This is a genomic window from Bauldia litoralis (assembly GCF_900104485.1).
Taxonomy (GTDB): domain Bacteria; phylum Pseudomonadota; class Alphaproteobacteria; order Rhizobiales; family Kaistiaceae; genus Bauldia; species Bauldia litoralis.
The window spans coordinates 17048-35170 of the sequence record NZ_FMXQ01000014.1 but is presented as its reverse complement, the minus strand read 5'-3'; the positions used below and the strand labels follow the sequence as shown (position 1 = coordinate 35170).

The window sequence follows — 18123 nt, the reverse complement described above, 5'->3', positions numbered from 1 at the left end:
CGTCAGCTGCCCGCCGCGGTGACGTCGCGAACGGCCGCGGCGATGCCGTCGGCGGTAAGCCCGAAATGCTCGAACAGGAAGTCAACGGTGCCGGTCGGCACGAAACCGGGGAAGCCGAGGACCCGCAGATGCGCCGGTCGCGAGGTCGACATCACCTCGGCAACCGCGCCGCCGAGCCCGCCACGGACCGAGCCCTCCTCGACCGTCACCACCGCGCCTGTCTCGGCGGCCGAGCGGATCGCTTCCTCGTCGAGTGGTGCGATCGACGCCATGTTGACGACGCGGACGTTGATGCCGTCTTCGGCAAGCTGACTGGCCGCGTCCAGCGCGCGATGAAGCATGACGCCGTTGGCGATGATCGCCGCGTCGCTTCCCTCCCGCAAGGTTTCGGCCTTGCCGAGCTTGAAGCTGGCCCCGTCGGGGCGTGGGATCGCAGGCACCGGGAAGCGGCTGACCCGGACGAAGATCGGGCCGTCATGGGCGGCGGCCGCCTTGACCGCCTCGGCAGTTTCCCAGGGGTCGGACGGCACGACGATGGCGAGATTGGGCAGGAGCCGCAGCCAGGCGACGTCCTCGATCGAGTGATGCGTCGGGCCGAGTTCGCCGTATGCGATGCCGGCGGACTGGCCGATGAGCTTCACGTTGACGTTGGAATAGGAGACGTCGGCCTTGATCTGCTCCATCGCCCGCGCCGTCAGGAAGCATGAGGCTGCACTGACGAAGGGGATCTGGCCGCCATTGGCAAGCCCGGCCCCGACGCCGACCAAATTCTGTTCGGCGATGCCGACATTGATGGTCCGCTCGGGAAACTTCTTCTTGAAGCCGCCAAGCTTCGACGAGCCGACGCTGTCATTGACGACGGTGACGATCCGCGGGTCGTCGGCCGCGAGCGCCTCCAGCGTCTCGGCGAAGGCATTGCGGCAGTCGAAAGCGCCGGGTGGGGTCGAGGGCGCGCTCATGCGGCAAGCTCCGCCATTGCGGTGTCATAGTGCTGCTGGTTGAGGACGCCGTGGTGCCAGCTCACTTCCCCTTCCATGAAGGAGACGCCGCGACCCTTGATCGTGTTGGCGATGACGCAGAGCGGCTTGTCGCGGCCGGCAGTCGGTTCGCCGAGCACCTGGAGCAGCGTGGCATGGTCGTGGCCGTCGACTTCGGCGACGTCCCAGCCAAAGGCCCGCCACTTGTCGTCCAGCGGATCCAGCCGGTTGGTTTCCTCGGTGCCGGCGCCCTGCTGCAGACGGTTGCGGTCGACGATCACCGTCAGGTTGCGCGCCTGACGATGGCCGGCGAACATCGCCGCCTCCCAGTTGCTGCCTTCCTGCAATTCGCCGTCGCCGGTGACGACGAAGACGCGGTAGTCGGCGCCGCTAATCTGCCCGGCGACGGTAATGCCGACGGCGACCGGCAGGCCATGGCCGAGCGGTCCGGTATTGGTCTCGACCCCCGGCACATGGTTGCGGTTGGGGTGGCCGTTGAGCCGCGACAGCGGCCCCATATAGGTCTCGAGTTCACTCGAGGGGATGAAGCCGGCTTCCGCCAGAGCCGCGTAGAAGGCGCCGGTGCAATGCCCCTTGCTCATCACGAAGCGATCGCGGTCGGGCGCGGTCGGATTGGCCGGGTCGTAGCGCAACACGCCGAAATACAGCGCGGCGAGGATGTCGCTGACCGACATGTCGCCGCCGGGATGACCGAGTTGCGCATTGAAGTCCATCGTGAGCGCGGCGCGGCGGATCAGCCTGGCCTTCTCACGGATGAGGTCGATGGATGAGTCGGGTCGGCTCAACAACTGGCTATCCTCGCGATGACGGAGCATCTCTTGGTGTTCAAAGACGAAATCCCTGGGCAGGCACCCCGGTGTAGGCCGGGTTCGCCTCGTGGTGGTAGATCGGCAGGTCGAGGTAGCGGGTGACCGCCTCGTGGACGATGCCGGCGTGGTTGCCGCGCACCATCGCGACGTGATGCTCGAAGCCGTTGCGGACGATGAAGCCAAGCAGGTCGCGCAGCCTTCCGACCCGGGTGACGGCGATGCCGCCGTCCATCGCAAACGGGTCGTCGGTGAAATCGCCCTCGCCGACATAGGCCTTGAGCGTCCCGGCGCGATCGTCGGAGGAGAACCGGAAGAAGGTCATCGGTCCGGCCTTCACCTTGCCTTTGACCGCGCCGAAGCAGCGGTCCTGGCCGAGCACGGTTCCGAGAACATCGAGGTTCGAGATTTCCGGTTCCGCGCCGATGAAGCTCTTCGGGAAGTTGCCGCAATGGGTGCAGACGCAGAGATCGGCCGCGTCGCCGTAATTGTTGTTCCAGTCGAGGATGGCGGGTGGCGCGCCGGAGGCCAGCGCCAGCGCGTACATCGACACCGCGCCCATCACGTCGACCTCGCAGGCCGACGGCATCAGCTTCTCGCCCATCATCGACATGGTGAGGCAGGTGGCGCAGCCGAAATTTTCCTGCAGCGACGACCAGCACTGGATGGAGCTGGCATCGCAGCCATTGGCCTCGATCCATCCGTCGACCGCCAGCCCCCACTTCGCCTGCTTGGTGATGTTGCCGCGATCGATGTGGCTGGGGATCGTGCCGTAGGCCATCACCTCTTCGAGCTTGCGCTTGAGCGCCGGATCGTCGTCGGAAATCCCCTTGGCCGTGCCGATGATCTCGGAGAGATCGACCGTCACCACGGTCAGGCCGGTGGCCTGCAGCAGTTTCTCCGAGTAGCGCATGGTCTGGAACGCGCCGGTGCGGGCGCCGATGGCGCCGATCCGGCCGTTGCGCAATCCGCGCACCGTGCGGCAGACGCGGGCGAAGCGGTCGAGGTCGCCGCGGAAGAGGTCGCTCCCCACGTCGCAGGTGTGGAGGCTCGTGTCGGTGAAGGGGACACCATACTGATAGAAGTTGTTGGAGACCGAGATTTTCCCGCAGAAGGCGTCGCGCCGGGAACGGACGTCGACCTTGTCGATCTCGTCATTCGACGCCTGAAGCAGGATCGGCACGTCGAGCCTGGCCATGTTGACCAATTCTGCTATGGCGATCTCGTCACCGAAATTCGGCAGGAGGACGACCAGGCCGTCGATCTCGTCGCGGTGGGCGCGAAAGAAATTGGCATAAAGTTGCGCGTCTTCGCGCGATTGCACCGCGCCGTCCTTGGTCGCCTCGGCGGGCAGGATCAGCAGCTTGAGACCGAGGGCGGTAAACTGGGCGACGATTTCCTCGCGACTGGTCAGCGCCGGTGCACCGTTGAAAAAGGCGCGCCCGCCGATAGCCACGCCGAGCGTCATGGTTTTGTCGATAATGCGCGGCAACGGTTCCTCCCGAACGCAATTTCTTTCGATTTTTTTCGAATAAGCACGTTTGCATTCGAATAGTCAATTCTCTACGCTCGCGTCGGTCGGGTTGTCCGCGGCAAACTTGGGCGACGAACCTCCGATCAGTGAGGCATTCGCTATGTTCCGCGGCCGCGAATGGTGTTACGGCCAAGGTTTTCCATCACACGCGAAGATTCGGCAGACGGAGCTGCAATGACCCAGTCGACTCGAGGTGAGGTGCAAGAAGACGCAACTGCTGCGCCGCGCGCGGGCGGGCGCCGCCCGGGATCGCGCGGTCGCGACGAAAAGCGATCGCTGCTCGCCGAGCCGCGTCGCATGCGTATTCTCGACTGGCTGCGCGAGGAAGGAAGTGCCCGGGTCCGCGACCTCAGCGAGGCTTTCGACGTCTCGGAAGCAACCATTCGCCAGGATCTCGAGCGGCTCGATGCCGAGGGGCACATCACCCGGGAGCACGGCGGTGCTTATCTGAAGACCGTGCCCCATCAGGTTGAGACGCTCTCCTTACAACACTCTGAAAACATGGAACAAAAGATCGCGATCGCGCAATTGGCAGCGACTCTCGTCTCCGACTCGGAGACGATCATTCTCGATGCTGGCTCGACCACCACGGAAGTGGCGCGGCGCCTTGCCGGCCGGCGCGAACTGACGGTCATCACCAATGCGCTCAACATTGCCCTGATGCTCGGCGGCGTGCCGTCGGTCGCGGTTCACATGCCGGGCGGCCAGTTCAAGGCGCCGACGCTGTCGCTCAGCGGCGATCGATCAGTTGAGTATTTTCGCGATATTTTTGCCGGCAAGCTTTTTCTGGCAACCGCCGGTGTTGCCCTTGACACCGGACTGACCTATCCGAGTTTCGCCGACCTGCAGCTCAAAATGGCGATGATCAAGGCGGCTTCGCACGTTTATCTCGTTGCCGACTCGTCGAAAATCAATCGCCCGTCCTTCACGCGGCTCGGCAATCTTGACGTGGTGCACTCGTTCATTACCGACGATGGCATCAGCGATTCCGATGCCCAGGCCTTCGAACGACTCGGGATCAAAGTCCTTATCGCCAAAGTGCTCACCGCGCGCGCAGCCGCGGAGGACCGCAGGGCCGGCCGCCCAAAGCCCTAGCCTTCCTTCGATTGTTCAGCCTCCTCCGTCAGCCACGGCGGAAGTCGTTCCCGAGGAATCCGGCCGCGTCTGACGCGCGGACGCGATCCGTAGGCCGGCGTCGTGCGTGATTGTCTCCAGATTGACAACGCAAACGGTTGACCCTAAGAAAAGGAAAAAAATCAAAAGAAATCGGAAGACAAATGCTTTCGATCGTTTGCGGCGGGGAAGAAACGCAAGTCGCGCCTGAGCACCGCTCCCGCGCACACCATGGAGGAAGAACCAAAATGACACTGAAACGCACAATTCTGTCCGCCGGTCTGGCCGGCGTCATGGCCCTCGGCATGGGATCGATCGCCCAGGCGGCCGACCTGATCGCGATCATCACGCCGTCGCACGATAACCCCTTCTTTAAGGCGGAAGCTGATGGCGCCGAGGCAAAGGCCAAGGAACTCGGTTACGAGGCCCTCGTCCTCGTCCATGACGACGACGCCAACAAGCAGTCCGAGCTCATCGACAGCGTCATCGCGCGCGGCGCCAAGGCGATCATCCTCGACAACGCCGGCGCAGATGCCACCGTTGCCGCCGTCCAGAAGGCGAAGGACGCCGGAATCCCGTCTTTCCTGATCGATCGCGAAATCAACGCCACCGGCGTCGCTGTCGCCCAGATCGTGTCGAACAACTACCAGGGTGCCCAGCTCGGCGCCGAGGAGTTCGTCAAGCTGATGGGTGAGGAAGGCAACTATGTCGAGCTGGTCGGCAAGGAATCCGACACCAATGCCGGCATCCGCTCCAAGGGCTATCACGACGTGATCGACGAGTATCCGGACCTGAACATGGTCGCCCGTCAGTCCGCCAACTGGAGCCAGACCGAAGCCTTCGAGAAGATGGAGTCGATCCTCCAGGCCAACCCGGACATCAAGGGTGTGATCTCGGGCAACGACACCATGGCCATGGGTGCCTGGGCGGCGCTTGAGGCGGCCGGCCGCGACGATGTCATCGTCGTCGGTTTCGACGGTTCGAACGACGTGCGCGACTCGATCATCGCGGGCGGCGTCAAGGCGACGGTCCTCCAGCCGGCTTACGGGATCGCGCAGATCGCAGTCGAGCAGGCCGACGCCTACATCAAGAACGGTTCGGCCAGCGAGCCGGAGAAGCAGCTGATGGACTGCGTTCTGATCAACGCAGACAACGCCAGCAAGCTGGAAACGTTCGCCCTGACGAACTGATCCGGCCCGCGGTTGAGGGTCGGGCAGGCGATACTCCCACGCCTTCCCGGCCCGGCCGCATCCTCATGGTTTCGTCTGCAATCTCGCTTGATCGGGAGGCCTCCTTGGCCCGTCGTGGTTTCGTAACAGTCGCGGTCCTGACCGTTGGCATGGTAGCCTTGGCATCCCTGTCCGGGTGCAAGCTCATCGCCAACGAGGAGGGGGCGACGACGTCGGATGGCGTCGACATCTTCTTTGACGACGAGTCCTTCGATTCCGACAAGATGGCGGCCGATCTCTGGGACGAGCAGGTCATCCCCTATCTCAACGGCAAGGCCGGCGATTTCGGCGAGGTGATCGCGCTCGTCGCCGAGGATCCCGACGCCGCCGGTGAGCGCTTCGGCTACCGGGCGAATCCGGATGGCAAGCCCTGGACCATCGTCGCAAGGCTCGACGGGACCATCGTCGCGACCAAGCTCGACACGCGGGCCGCCACGGTGGATATCGACGAAGACGGCGACGGGACGGCCGATGCGACGGTGCAGATCGGGCCGGTAATCCGTGGCACGGTCCTGCGCGACAGCCTCGATTTCGTTTCCTTCGGCGACTTCACCAACCAGATCGACTACGCCAAGTTCGGCAAGTCGCTGAACACGCTGGTCAACGACACCGTCCTCAACACCTTCCCGCGCGAGGGCCTGATCGGCCGCAAGGTCTCGGTTCTCGGCGTCTTCGAGATCGACCCGTCCGACGATCGGCCGATCTTTACGGCGGCTGAAATCACGGTCGTGGAACCGTCGTCGTGACGACCGGGACCGTCAAATCCGGCGCCGACAGCGGCGAGTCCGCTGCCGATCGGGATATCGTCCTTACCGTCGAGAAGGTGACCAAGGTCTATCCGGGCACGATGGCGTTGCGCGGGGTCGATTTTGAAGTCCGGCGCGGCGCGGTCAACGTGCTGGTCGGCGAGAACGGCGCCGGCAAGTCGACCCTGATGAAGATCATCGCCGGCGTCGAGAGACCGACCGAGGGCCGCATCATCGTCGATGGCAAGCCCGTGTCCCTGACGAGCACGGCCGATGCGGTCCGCCACGGCATCGGCATCGTCTTCCAGGAGATGAATCTCTTTCCCAACTTGTCGGTGGCCGAGAACATCTTCGTGTCGCGCGAGATCACGCGCCCGATCCTTGGCGTCCGCCATCAGGAGCAGGAACGTCTCGCTGCCGAACTGATGAAGCAGCTCGAGCACGACATCGATCCGAAGGCGCTTGTTGCCGATCTGCCGATCGGCCAGCAGCAGATCGTCGAGATCGCCAAGGCGCTGGCCCAGGATGCGCGCATCCTGATCATGGATGAGCCGACCTCGGCGCTCAGCGCGGCCGAGGTCGATATCCTCTTCCGCGTCATCGCCGACCTCAAGTCGCGCGGCGTGGCGATCATCTACATCTCCCACCGGCTCGAAGAACTGATCCGCATCGGCGACTACATCACGGTCCTGCGCGACGGGCGGATCACCGGCAACGAGCGCATGGACAAGATCGACATCTCCTGGATCGTTCGCCAGATGATCGGCTCGGACGCCAAGGACTTCGCCGACGGAAAGCATGCCGGCGGCGGCGCCGAGCGGCTTCGTGTCGAGAACCTGTCGCTGCCCCGTCCCGGCGGCGGCTACCTGGTCGACCATGTCTCGCTTTCCGTCCATGCCGGGGAGATCCTCGGCATCTACGGACTGATGGGCGCTGGCCGGTCGGAGCTTCTCGAATGCGTGATGGGCCGCCACCCGCACGCTTCGGGCAGCGTCTATATCGACGGCAAGAAGTCGACGGCGCGCGATGTCGCCGGGCGTATTCACCAGGGGCTGGCGATCATACCGGAGGATCGCCAGCGCGACGGCCTAGTGCCGATCCTGCCGATCGGCACCAACATGACCCTGGCCAGCCTCCGTCAGTTTTGCCTTGGCCCCCATATCCGCATCGCAAAGGAACTGGCGGCCGTTCGCGACTTCATTACCAGGCTGTCGATCAAGGCGCCCGATCCGGCGCGCCAGGCAAGTTCGCTGTCGGGTGGCAATCAGCAGAAGGTCGTCATCGCCAAGGCGCTGATGACCGAGCCCAAGGTGCTCTTGATGGACGAGCCGAGCCGCGGCATCGACATCGGCGCCAAATCAGACGTCTTTCGCACCATGCGCCGGCTCGCCGCCGAGGGCATCGGCATCGTCTTCGTCACCTCCGATCTCGAGGAGGTCATGGCCCTGTCCGATCGCATCGCGGTGATGAGCAAGGGCAAGTTGATCACCGTCATCGACAAGGCCGAGGCGACCGAGGAGGCCGTGGTTGCCGCGGCGGCCGTCGGGCATCGCAAGGCGCGCAGTGAACCGAACGCAGAGTTGGAGACCACGGCATGACGACGGCCGTAAAAGACATGACGCATGGCGGTGGAGGGGGCGGCGCAGCACTCGCTCTCAACGTGATGCGGCTGCGAACATTCATCGCCCTGTTCGCCGTGCTGATCTTCTTCTCGCTGGCCGCGCCGAATTTCCTGTCGACCGCGAACCTGATCCTGATGTCGAAGCACGTCGCGCTGAACGCCTTCCTGGCGATCGGCATGACCTTCGTCATCATTACTGGCGGCATCGACCTTTCGGTCGGCTCGATCGTCGGGTTGTGCGGCATGGTGGCCGGCGGGTTGATCCTCAACGGTGTCAACCTCGATTTCCTCGGCTTCGCCTACACGCTCTATTTCAACGTCCCGGAAATCATCCTCATCACGCTGGCCCTCGGCATCTTTATCGGCGCGATAAACGGGGTGCTGATAACCAGGCTGGGGGTCGCCCCCTTCATCGCAACGCTCGGCACACTCTATGTCATGCGCGGGCTGGCGCTTCTCCTGTCGCAGGGCCGGACCTTCCCCAACCTTGTCGGCAATCCCGAGCACGGAACGGAGGGCTTCGCTATCATAGGCTCCGGCAGTTTCCTCGGGCTGCCGCTGACCATCTGGATCCTGATCGCCGTGGCGCTCGCCGCCGCCTATATCGCCAAGCGCACGCCGGTCGGGCGGCACATCTTCGCCGTCGGCGGCAACGAGTCGGCGGCCGCCCTGTCCGGCATCCGCGTCGATCGCGTGAAGATGTTCGTCTACATGTTCTCCGGCTTCTGCGCGGCGATCGTCGGGCTGATCATCGCCTCGCAACTGATGGCAGCCCATCCGGCGACCGGCGAGACCTTCGAGCTCAACGCCATCGCCGCGGCGGTGCTCGGTGGCACCTCGATGTCGGGCGGGCACGGCACGATCGGCGGCACCATCGTCGGCGCCTTCGTCATCGGCATCCTGTCAGACGGCCTTGTGATGATGGGGGTGAGCTCCTTCTGGCAGATCGTCATCAAGGGCCTGGTGATCATCGCCGCGGTCGTTGTCGACCAGGCACAACGCCGACTGCAGCATCGGGTGGTCCTACGCCAGATGGCATCGGAAACCTAACCAAGCGCGGATGCCTGGCCGTGTGGTCGGAGCGGGCGCAGTTCAGTACTTCGCCCGGCGAGACCGTGAGTGCCGGAGTGGGCAGCCGCAGAAGTAGCCATTTCGCCAGAGACGGACCGGCGACCACAGCTGGCAGCCGCCCTCGTAGCTGGCAAAGCTGCCAAGTGCCCGGTCATCGTCGCGAAGCTCGATCGTCTCTCCCGTGACGTGGCCTTCATTGCCGGACTTGGCGCGACTCGGTTGCATCCAGCGTGCGCACGCCGCAACGGACCTCCACCCGGTGCGGGCGCTTTCGGTCGCTCCATGGCGGCAAGACCACTCCCCGTCGCCAGTTCGATCGGCTCATCGCGAGGAGAAGATTGCGAGAGGCGATCGGGAAGCGATTCTGCGCTTACGGGGTCGATGAGCCGATCCCGCCGCTCGGATAGGCCAAGGGTGGGGCTGCGGGGAAGCGAGGCGATAGGGTCGAGACGCGGCGGCGTCTCCCCTGCCGATGGCTCCTAGTTGTCTTCGTCCTCGGATACGAAGTCCCAGGCCGCGTCGAATTCCGCGACCAATGCATCTGCGATTTCCTGAGTCGCGCCATTTCGACGGAAGTAGGCGCCCGCGTCGCGCGTCAATTGCGCATGCTTGCCCATGGTCTCCAGAGCCGTCCTGGCCGTCTCGCGATCTCCGAGCCGGGCGCTGGCGATCGCGACCAGGGCCTGGCTGACCCCCGAACCGTCGACCGCCGATCGCTTGGCGATATCCAGCATCGCAGGATAGTCGCCCCTGAGACAGAGGTCGATCGCGACGAGATGGAAGTACCAGCCTGGCGGATTCACCGTCCGGTCGATAGCGCGCCTGAGGATCGGGATTCCCTCTTCGAACTTGCCGCGCACCGCCAGCCGCCAGCCGAGTTGGGCGAGTGCGTCGGGGTCGAAGGGATTGAGCTCGACCGCCCGGCGCGCCAGGTCCTCGCTTTCGTCATAGCGGCCCATGTAGTGATAGATGGATGACGCAGCCTTGAGCGCGAGGGTATTGTCCGGCTCAAGGCTGATCGCTCGCGTCCCGACCTCAAGTGCCTTCTCGTACTCTTCCGTCGGGTCGGGGTTTCCGGAGAACTCGAACCGACCCGTATCCAGGTGCAGCCAGGCCAGCATCGCCCATGCGTCGCCGTAGGCGGGGTCTCGCCGCACCGCTTCCTCGAGGCACGACCGGACGGGGGCAACTTCGTCGCGCGAGAACGACCGTCGGTAATGGTAGGCGCGTAGCACGCAGGCGTAGCTCTGCATGTGCGCCACGTTGGACGAGTTGTGGCGGGCGCCGACATCCGTGTTGACGATTCCGTAAGGCTGTCCGAGTTCGACCGCTATCTTCTCCGAAAGCTCGCGCCACGCCTGGATGAGCATTTCGGGTTCGAGCGGCTGGTCATAGGTTCCGCTCCACACGACAGCGCCGGTTCCTGCCTCGACCAGTTGCAGGGCAACATAGGCCGTCGTCGCTTCGGCTGCGACTTTGCCGGTCACGACGTAGGCAATACCGCGCTCCCGGGCCAGACCAAGCGGCTCCTGCGCCCAACCATCGTCACTTGCCGACCGCAAGGCATAGAGTCGGAAACCGGGAAATCGCATCAAGCCATTGGTAAGTTCCGTCGCCATGCCATTGGCAAGGAATCGGCTTTCGTCGTTTGCACTGAGCGCCTCGAACGGGGCGACGACAATACTGGGCCCTCCCGATTCCGCGGCTTCGAGTGATGGTCCTCTTTCCCCTGCGATGATCCATGCGGCGATTGCCGCGAAAACGGCCACGGCAACGCCGCCGAGAACCAGGCCCCAGCGGCGCCCGCCGCCCGCGCCGGCAGGTTCGGGAATTTCCGGCTGGTCGTCTTTGGCTTCGACCTGGGGTGGGTGCTCTTCACCCGGCCTGGAGCTGTTGGGCCAAGCCTCGTTCCACTCGAAATGGGGAACGTAAGATCCCTTTGGGATGGTAATGCGCACCGGATCGTGCCGGCCGGAATCGACATAGTAGCAATCAAGGTCGCGTCGCAGGCGGCGGGCCTCGAGGCGGACGACGGGATCCGACTGCGGATCGAAGGATTCGGCGCGGCCGAAGACATTCGTCGCGACCGTGTATCCTTTCAATTGGTCGGAGCGACCGGCGAGCGTCTCCTCAACGACATACCGGAGGAAGGACCGCCGTCTCTCGGTCGCCTCAAGATCCTGCGACGACAGAACCCGCTCCAGTTCCGCGCGCACGTCGTCGTCGTCGGGAGGGTCCGCCTGGAGATCTATGGATGCTGCTGTCGCATGCCGCTGCATGATTCGTCCCGAGCTGGAGGGACGCCTTTATCGCGTTTCGTTCTCCATCGGCCTCCGACCTCGAAACTCACATAACAAATGTTAAAGCGCGATGACAACTCGGGTGTCGGCCAGCGCGCCTGTCCACCCATGGCTGTGCCGCCGCGCGGGCGATCTCCCGGGCTGCAAGAGGCCAGCCAAGCAAGCGATACCGGGGCTCGGCACCCTGCCCGAGACCGGCTCGCGGCCGTGGTTCGCACCCCAAGGAACATGTTCGTACCTCCCCCGGCGGGTCGCCGCGGGTCTAAAGGTCGCGCACAAGGACAGCGACCTAAGCGGCAACGAGGAAGGTGAGCATACAAAACAGGCAGAAAGAAAGCTGCCTAAGAAAAAGGCTCATCTCTCGGGGCCGAGGATCCATCACCGGAACCGAGTGGACGCCAGCATTGGAGGATATTCGTTCGATCCTGGATCGGTACCCGCAACGCGAGTTGGACATTCGCCGGCTCGCAACGCGGAGCCCCGTCTTCCGATCCGTGTGCGGTGACTACCAGCAGACGGTCAGGGCGCTTCGCTACTGGGAGAAGATGGCGGCGGAGTCGGCGTCAAGGGTCGAGGATTACACGAGCTTCCTGAAAGAGCTGGAAACCGAAATCCTGACCACACTCAACCGATCGATCGCAAACGTTGTCCAGACCAAACCCGACGAAGAGTAGCTCAGACGCCGGGCACCAAGGCAGGAGACTGCATCATGCCGAAGGAGGTTGAGAATGCTTAGACGATCCACAACAGACGCCCCGTGCGCGGAGATGACGATGAGACGAAGTGCGCTTTCACTATTGCCAGCGATCGCCCTGGGCCTGGGCGCCCTGGGATCAGCGCCGGCGCTGGCCCAGTCCGACGACGGCAAACCGAACATCCTGCTGATCGTCTCGGACGACACCGGCTATGGCGACACCGGGCCGTATCTCGGTGGTGAAACGCGAGGAATGCCAACACCGAACCTCGATCAGCTCGCCAACGATGGAATGATGTTTACGTCGTTCTACGCTCAGCCGAGTTGCACCCCTGGTCGAGCGGCCATGCAGACCGGTCGTATCCCCAACCGTTCGGGTATGACCACGGTCGCATTCCAGGGACAGGGCGGCGGCCTGCCGGCGGCGGAATGGACTCTCGCCTCCGTCCTCAAGACAGCGGGCTACAACACGTACTTCACCGGCAAATGGCATCTCGGCGAGGCTGACTACGCGCTGCCGAACGCGCAGGGCTATGACGATATGAAATACGTCGGGCTCTATCACCTCAATGCCTACACATATGCGGATCCGACCTGGTTCCCCGACATGCCGGCCGACCTGCGCGCGATGTTCGAGAAGGTCACCAAGGGGGCGCTCTCCGGCAAGGCCGGCGAAAAGCCCAAGGAAGACTTCAAGATCAACGGTCAGTACGTCGATACACCGGACAAGGGCGTGGTCGGCATTCCATACTTCGACGGCTATGTCGAAAAGGCGGCGCTCGAGTTTCTCGATGAAGCGGCAAAGACCCCCGACACGCCCTTCTTCATCAACGTCAACTTCATGAAGGTCCATCAGCCGAACATGCCGGCGCCGGAATTCGAGGGTAAGTCGATCTCGAAGACCAAGTATGCGGATTCGGTCGTCGAGCTCGACTCGCGGATCGGCGATATCCTCAAGAAGGTCGACGACCTTGGCTTCACCGACAACACGATCGTCTTCTGGACGACGGATAATGGTGCGTGGCAGGACGTCTATCCCGACGCTGGCTATACGCCTTTCCGCGGCACGAAGGGCACGGTCCGCGAGGGCGGCAATCGGGTTCCTGCTATCGTCCGCTGGCCTGGCAAGATCAAGCCGGACTCAAGAAGCGCGGCCGTTCTTGGTGGTCTCGATCTGATGGCGACCTTTGCCAAGGTGGCCGGCATCGATCTGCCGACAGAGGATCGCGACGGTAAGCCGATTGTCTTCGACAGCTACGACATGACGCCGGTGTGGCTTGGCACCGGTGAGTCGGATCGCAAGGCGTGGTTCTATTTCACCGAAAATGAACTGAGCCCCGGCGCCGCACGGGTCGGCAACTACAAGGCCGTCTTCAATCTGCGCGGTGACGACGGCGCCTCGACCGGCGGTCTCGCGGTCGACACCAATCTCGGCTGGAAAGGTCCCGACAGCTACGTCGCGACCGTGCCTCAGGTCTTCAACCTGCTGGCCGATCCGCAGGAACGGTACGACATGTTCATGAACAACTTCACCGAGCGCACCTGGTATCTGCCGGTCATCAACGAGCAGATCACCGACCTCATGAAGTCGTACATCAAGTATCCGCCGCGGAAACTGCAGAGCGAGACCTACACCGGACCGCTGACCATCAGTCAGTATCAGCGCTTTCAGTACGTCCGCGACGAACTTGAGAAGAACGGCTTCACCATCGGTCTGCCGACCGGCAACTGACGCCAACGACAGCCCGGTTCGCCTCGCCACTCGGCGGGGCGAACCTTCTGCGTCCAATCGCCAGTCAGGGAGACAGAGAAATGCGAAGAACAGCCATTGCATCAGCCGTCGCGACATGCCTGATCGGCGCGGTCGCATTTGCCTCCGCCGCCCTTGCCCAGGACGACGCCCTGTCGTCGTGGAACGACGGCGCAGCCAAGCAGGCGATCGTCGACTTTGTTTCGGCGGTCACCGAGGAAGGCGGGGCCGACTACGTCGCGCCCGCGGACCGGATCGCGACCTTCGACAATGACGGGACGCTGTGGGTCGAGCAGCCGATGTATGTGCAGCTCGCCTTCGCCTTCGACGAAGTCAAGCGGATGGCGCCCGACCATCCCGAATGGAAGGATACGGAGCCTTTCAAGTCGCTGCTTGCCGGCGACATGAAGGCGGTGGCCGCTTCCGGCAAGAAGGGACTGGCGCAGATCATCGGCGTGTCTCACGCCGGGATGTCGAATGCCGAGTTCACCGAGACGGCGACCAACTGGATCAAGACCGCGAAGAACCCGAAGACCGGCAGGCTCAATACCGACGATATCTATGAGCCGATGCTTGAGCTCATCGACTACCTCAAGGCGAATGAATTCGACGTCTTCATCGTTTCCGGCGGCGGGATCGAGTTCATGCGGCCGTGGACGGAAGCGACCTACGGGATTCCGCCGCAGAATGTCGTCGGCTCGTCGGTCAAGATGACCTACAAGGTCACCGATGACGGACCCGTGCTGATGCGGGATGCAGAGATCGCCTTCGTCGACGATGGCCCCGGCAAGCCGGTCGGTATCCAGTCGCATATCGGCAAGCGGCCGATCGCTTCCTTCGGCAACTCCGATGGCGACTACCAGATGCTCGAATGGGCGACGACCGGACCCGGCCGGACGCTCGGCATGATCGTCCACCACGACGACGCGATCCGCGAATTCGCCTACGACCGCGACTCCCAGTTCGGCCATCTCGACAAGGCGATGGACGATGCGGCGAAGCAGGGATGGGTCCTTATCAGCATGAAGGACGACTGGGCCAAGATCTTCCCGGACGAGTAGCGAACTGGCCCGTCGGCCGGTTCGACACCGGCGGGCCGATACGCAAGAGACAAGGGGAAACGACCATGATGAAGCCAACCGTATGGGGCCTCGCACTTGCGGCGACATGCGGCGTCTCGACCGCGTTCGCCGATATCATCGAGGGATACCCCGACACCCTCGTCTGCCGGATCGGGGCGGAGCGGATCGTTGGCTATCTGCACAAGGTCAACGACGATGGCTCGGCGATCTATCTGACACTGGCCCAGGCATTCGCCACCGTCACGCCGGACGGCGTCGTCCATCGCGATGGCGCCGATGACTGCGACGGCAAGACGCTGGAGGAGCTGCGCGGGAAGTTCTGACGTCTTGAAACACCGGCCGTCTGCGTCATGGCCGGCAGCGACAACACGAGGTCACCGTCGATGGCCCGAACGGCCTCATCACCAGCTTGAATCGCGGCGAGACCATCGTTGTCCGGGTCAACCAGGGGCAATACCGTCACCAGCGACAAACCGGTCCAGGCGCAGCTCATCACCGGCGACATCAACGAACAATACAAGATGCGCTGGTACTCGCTGACGCCAACGGAAAAATGGTCGGACGTGTACTACGCGCCGGTGGCCGAGGAGGTCGGATCGACCGGGTTCTGGTTCTACGATCCCGGTGCAACGACCATCACCACGGTAAGTTTCCAGTCGATGTCATGCGCTTCACAGATTCGCTGACGGCCCTACCGGCGTTACCGGCGGGCGGATAAGATCGAAGCTATCGGTGGACCGCGGCGCGGTAGCCGATTGGCCGATTGTGGTCCATCCACGGATGAGGCAGTTGCTTTGGGCGAGAGGGAGCGATCCGCCGAACTCTATGGCGACGCGGGCGGCTACGAGTCCTACATGGGCCCTTGGAGCACGGCCCTGGCGCCGCTGTTCTTGCGATACGCGGCTGTCGGACAGCCGACCTCCCTGCTTGATGTGGGCTCGGGCACTGGCAATCTTCTCGCGGCGGCGACGGAGATCGTCCCCGACGCCCGCCTTGTCGGCGTCGATCCCTCAACGGCGCTGCTCCACCGGGCGCGGCATCGGTCCGACCTTCGTGGGGCGACATTCGTCAAGGCCAGAGCCGACGCCCTGCCGTTCGCCGACGGCGCCTTCGCCTGTTGCCTTTCGCTGCTGGTCCTTCAGGAGTTCGCCGGCCGGCCCGAACCGATCAGCGAAATGCGACGCGTGACCCACGCCTCCGGGGTCGTTGCCGCTTGTTTGTGGGATTTCGCGCGCATGCCGGTCATCGCTGCGCTGGTCGGCGTCCTTGCCGAGATAGACCCCGTCGCGGGCGTACGCTTGGCGATCTCGTCGCCGTCCGGAGAGGCGGCGCTGGCGCGAGCCTGGGCAGGGGCCGGTTTCACTGAGGTGTCGACGAGCCGCATCACGGTCATGCGGACCTATGAGGACTTCGATGCGCTGTGGCGATCTTTGCTCTGCGGCTCGACGCCGAGCACCATGACGCTGGCAGCGCTTCCCGCCGGACAACGCGACCGGGCCTACGTGGCGATGCGTCATCGCTTCGCCAATCCGCGCGGCAGTTTCCCGATCGCCGCAGAGGCCCTGGTCGTCAGGGGCAAGGCGTGATCGACATCTATTGCGCGGTCGCTTCCTCGGACTTTCTATCCGTCACACCGCGTAACACGTCATAGAATCCGCCTATTTCGGACGGGTTCGAATCCGTAAAAAGCGCGGCGAGTATTGCAGATCGAATCGCAGCCAAACCCGCAGAAACGCTTTGTTTGTTACGGTGTGATCGGGGAGTTTACGGCGGCGAGGCGTGGACAGTGACGGCACGTCGGCGTGCGCTTAAGCGTCGTTGTCTGATGTAGCGATGGCACATCGCGGCGCGCCTTGCCGATCGCGGGCTTCACTCGCGTCGTAGCCGCGCGCATTGACGTACGAGACGCCCCGCGACAGTGCCCGACTGTCGCGGGTCATTTAGCACATATCAAGCAGCTGGCACGTATCAAGCAGCGCTGAGCTTTTGGAGTATTACAAGCATCGCAGGAGAGAGGTCAGCATGATGGTGCTGGAGCCGCCAACCATCCGCTCCCTTCCGATACACGTTTGTAACACGATGATGGATCGAGGCTGCATGCCCCGCGATGACAAGTTCGCCGGTCTCCACTCCGGTCTCAACTGCCATATCGCCGCCAACATCGATTGTCTGGTCTGTGATCCGGATTTCACCACCGCCTGCAATCTCGGCAACCTTCGCGAATGAGGCGATCACGGTTTCATATGTCCGATCCCGGCCACCTATGGGGTGATGGGCCGTGGCCTCTGCGTTCATCACCCAGACGTTCGCCATCGGTCCAGCGTCACCGTTGGCCATTCTGTTCAGCGCTGCGTAGAACTTGCCGGAAGCGTCACGGACTTCATTTTCTGCAGACATGATGGACTCTCTTTATTGTCAGGTAAGCGAGGCCGGTCCGGGCCCGTCCCGGACGCGGGCTTATCTCCTTCGGTGGAAGAAGTTGGGCTAGGCGGCGGACTCTTCAGTCCCCGCCTTTACCGCGGCGAAGAATTCGGCCCGCGGATTGGTATGCGGATAGGGTTCTTCCGGAATGGCGACGCCGAGGAAACGGCACAAGGGCTCCCAGCCGTCCTTCGTATGGAAGACCAGTGCCCTACCTTTTGGCTCCAGCGCGCGCGCGGCGGCTTCATTGGCCCGGTAGGCGGCAAGAATGCCCTCCCGGTCGGTCCGGCCGCGAAGGGCTCTTTCGACGATGACCCTTTCGATCATCCGAAACCAGGGCCGCGCATTCTCGGGCCAGGCGGCTTTGTCGAGGATCAGGGGCAGTATGGTTTGAGAAAAACTCGCGTACCAATCGTCGGGATCACGGTATGAAAGGATGACTCTTGCTTCAGGATTTGTCGCGAGAACATCCCGCCAGAAGGCGCAAACGGGAAAGTCGACAGCGGATAGGAAGCCGGCGAATATCGCGTCAAAATTTGCGTGCCCGTCTGCGGCCTCCGCCCAAAGCCGGATCTGATCCGGATCACCGATAACCTCCGACATGTGGTGGCAGCGACCAAATCCGAGCCGCTCCAACGCCGCCTTGAGTGAATATGTGCCGGTTCTGCCAAATCCAGCGCCGATGATTTCAAGTGCCACAGCGCCTGATCTCCTCTATGAACAAAATCGATGAAGACCGTAATTTTCCTCTGTTCATG

The 18123-nt window shown here is 63.3% G+C and carries 17 protein-coding genes and 1 pseudogene; 12 read left to right on the top strand and 6 right to left on the bottom strand.

Annotated elements, in window-relative coordinates:
- Window positions 1-2: 2 nt before the first annotated feature.
- The 3 genes from BLT60_RS23100 to BLT60_RS23090 form a co-directional block, all read right to left on the bottom strand.
- Entirely contained in the window at window positions 3-959 is a 957-nt protein-coding gene (locus BLT60_RS23100) for a transketolase family protein (protein WP_090881023.1), read from the bottom strand.
- Window positions 956-1711 carry a transketolase gene (locus tag BLT60_RS23095; protein ID WP_090881083.1) on the bottom strand — a complete coding sequence of 252 codons (756 nt, stop codon included), beginning with the start codon at window positions 1709-1711 and terminating at the stop codon, window positions 956-958. The genes BLT60_RS23100 and BLT60_RS23095 overlap by 4 nt, the downstream gene beginning before the upstream one ends.
- Window positions 1712-1823: 112 nt before the next feature.
- Window positions 1824-3296 carry an L-fucose/L-arabinose isomerase family protein gene (locus BLT60_RS23090; protein ID WP_210185671.1) on the bottom strand — a complete coding sequence of 491 codons (1473 nt, stop codon included), beginning with the start codon at window positions 3294-3296 and terminating at the stop codon, window positions 1824-1826.
- A gap of 216 nt (window positions 3297-3512) precedes the next feature.
- Here BLT60_RS23090 and BLT60_RS23085 point away from each other — a divergent pair, with 216 nt between their 5' ends.
- From BLT60_RS23085 to BLT60_RS24870, 6 genes and pseudogenes are all read left to right on the top strand, one after another.
- The gene (locus BLT60_RS23085) at window positions 3513-4433 is read left to right on the top strand and encodes a DeoR/GlpR family DNA-binding transcription regulator (protein WP_175478605.1); all 921 of its coding nucleotides are present in this window, start codon (window positions 3513-3515) and stop codon (window positions 4431-4433) included.
- Window positions 4434-4699: 266 nt separating this feature from the next.
- A complete protein-coding gene (locus BLT60_RS23080; protein ID WP_090881020.1) occupies window positions 4700-5641 on the top strand; it encodes a D-ribose ABC transporter substrate-binding protein in 942 nt (313 codons plus the stop codon).
- A 104-nt stretch (window positions 5642-5745) separates the two neighbouring features.
- Complete coding sequence (locus tag BLT60_RS23075; protein WP_244521411.1) at window positions 5746-6426, top strand: DUF2291 family protein; 681 nt, start codon at window positions 5746-5748, stop codon at window positions 6424-6426.
- Window positions 6423-8024, top strand: coding sequence for a sugar ABC transporter ATP-binding protein (locus tag BLT60_RS23070; RefSeq protein WP_244521410.1), 1602 nt, complete (start codon window positions 6423-6425; stop codon window positions 8022-8024). The genes BLT60_RS23075 and BLT60_RS23070 overlap by 4 nt, the downstream gene beginning before the upstream one ends.
- Window positions 8021-9097 (top strand): ABC transporter permease, encoded by a 1077-nt coding sequence (locus BLT60_RS23065; RefSeq protein WP_175478604.1) that lies wholly within the window; start codon window positions 8021-8023, stop codon window positions 9095-9097. The genes BLT60_RS23070 and BLT60_RS23065 overlap by 4 nt, the downstream gene beginning before the upstream one ends.
- A 114-nt stretch (window positions 9098-9211) precedes the next feature.
- Window positions 9212-9340, top strand: a pseudogene (locus BLT60_RS24870) (recombinase family protein); the annotation flags it as partial.
- 257 nt (window positions 9341-9597) lie between these two features.
- On the opposite strand, the gene BLT60_RS23055 reads toward BLT60_RS24870, so the two are convergent.
- On the bottom strand, window positions 9598-11076 hold the full coding sequence (locus tag BLT60_RS23055) for a tetratricopeptide repeat protein (RefSeq protein ID WP_175478603.1): 1479 nt from the start codon (window positions 11074-11076) through the stop codon (window positions 9598-9600).
- Between the two features lie 746 nt (window positions 11077-11822).
- Between BLT60_RS23055 and BLT60_RS23050 the strand changes: the two genes are divergently transcribed.
- The 6 genes from BLT60_RS23050 to BLT60_RS23025 all read left to right on the top strand — a co-directional run bounded on the left by BLT60_RS23050 (window position 11823) and on the right by BLT60_RS23025 (window position 16530).
- Window positions 11823-12092 (top strand): hypothetical protein, encoded by a 270-nt coding sequence (locus BLT60_RS23050; protein WP_090881010.1) that lies wholly within the window; start codon window positions 11823-11825, stop codon window positions 12090-12092.
- A gap of 99 nt (window positions 12093-12191) precedes the next feature.
- Complete coding sequence (locus BLT60_RS23045; protein WP_090881070.1) at window positions 12192-13844, top strand: arylsulfatase; 1653 nt, start codon at window positions 12192-12194, stop codon at window positions 13842-13844.
- An 80-nt stretch (window positions 13845-13924) separates the two neighbouring features.
- Entirely contained in the window at window positions 13925-14923 is a 999-nt protein-coding gene (locus BLT60_RS23040; protein ID WP_090881007.1) for an HAD family hydrolase, read from the top strand.
- Between the two features lie 65 nt (window positions 14924-14988).
- On the top strand, window positions 14989-15267 hold the full coding sequence (locus BLT60_RS23035; RefSeq protein ID WP_090881004.1) for a hypothetical protein: 279 nt from the start codon (window positions 14989-14991) through the stop codon (window positions 15265-15267).
- 108 nt (window positions 15268-15375) lie between these two features.
- Entirely contained in the window at window positions 15376-15630 is a 255-nt protein-coding gene (locus tag BLT60_RS23030; protein WP_090881001.1) for a hypothetical protein, read from the top strand.
- 108 nt (window positions 15631-15738) lie between these two features.
- Window positions 15739-16530, top strand: coding sequence for a methyltransferase domain-containing protein (locus BLT60_RS23025; protein WP_090880997.1), 792 nt, complete (start codon window positions 15739-15741; stop codon window positions 16528-16530).
- A gap of 382 nt (window positions 16531-16912) precedes the next feature.
- Here the strand turns inward: BLT60_RS23025 and BLT60_RS23020 are convergent, their stop codons facing one another.
- Both BLT60_RS23020 and BLT60_RS23015 read right to left on the bottom strand, forming a co-directional pair.
- The gene (locus BLT60_RS23020; protein ID WP_090880994.1) at window positions 16913-17341 is read right to left on the bottom strand and encodes a YybH family protein; all 429 of its coding nucleotides are present in this window, start codon (window positions 17339-17341) and stop codon (window positions 16913-16915) included.
- Between the two features lie 87 nt (window positions 17342-17428).
- Window positions 17429-18064, bottom strand: coding sequence for a sulfotransferase family protein (locus tag BLT60_RS23015; RefSeq protein ID WP_139167935.1), 636 nt, complete (start codon window positions 18062-18064; stop codon window positions 17429-17431).
- Window positions 18065-18123: the final 59 nt, after the last annotated feature.

Coding starts and splice junctions, on each gene's coding strand:
- BLT60_RS23045 (WP_090881070.1), top strand. CDS start 12,192: ATGAGACGAAGTGCGCTTTCACTATTGCCAGCGATCGCCCTGGGCCTG.
- BLT60_RS23035 (WP_090881004.1), top strand. CDS start 14,989: ATGATGAAGCCAACCGTATGGGGCCTCGCACTTGCGGCGACATGCGGC.
- BLT60_RS23020 (WP_090880994.1), bottom strand. CDS start 17,341: ATGTCTGCAGAAAATGAAGTCCGTGACGCTTCCGGCAAGTTCTACGCA.
- BLT60_RS23065 (WP_175478604.1), top strand. CDS start 8,021: ATGACGACGGCCGTAAAAGACATGACGCATGGCGGTGGAGGGGGCGGC.
- BLT60_RS23100 (WP_090881023.1), bottom strand. CDS start 959: ATGAGCGCGCCCTCGACCCCACCCGGCGCTTTCGACTGCCGCAATGCC.
- BLT60_RS23085 (WP_175478605.1), top strand. CDS start 3,513: ATGACCCAGTCGACTCGAGGTGAGGTGCAAGAAGACGCAACTGCTGCG.
- BLT60_RS23095 (WP_090881083.1), bottom strand. CDS start 1,711: ATGGACTTCAATGCGCAACTCGGTCATCCCGGCGGCGACATGTCGGTC.
- BLT60_RS23040 (WP_090881007.1), top strand. CDS start 13,925: ATGCGAAGAACAGCCATTGCATCAGCCGTCGCGACATGCCTGATCGGC.
- BLT60_RS23080 (WP_090881020.1), top strand. CDS start 4,700: ATGACACTGAAACGCACAATTCTGTCCGCCGGTCTGGCCGGCGTCATG.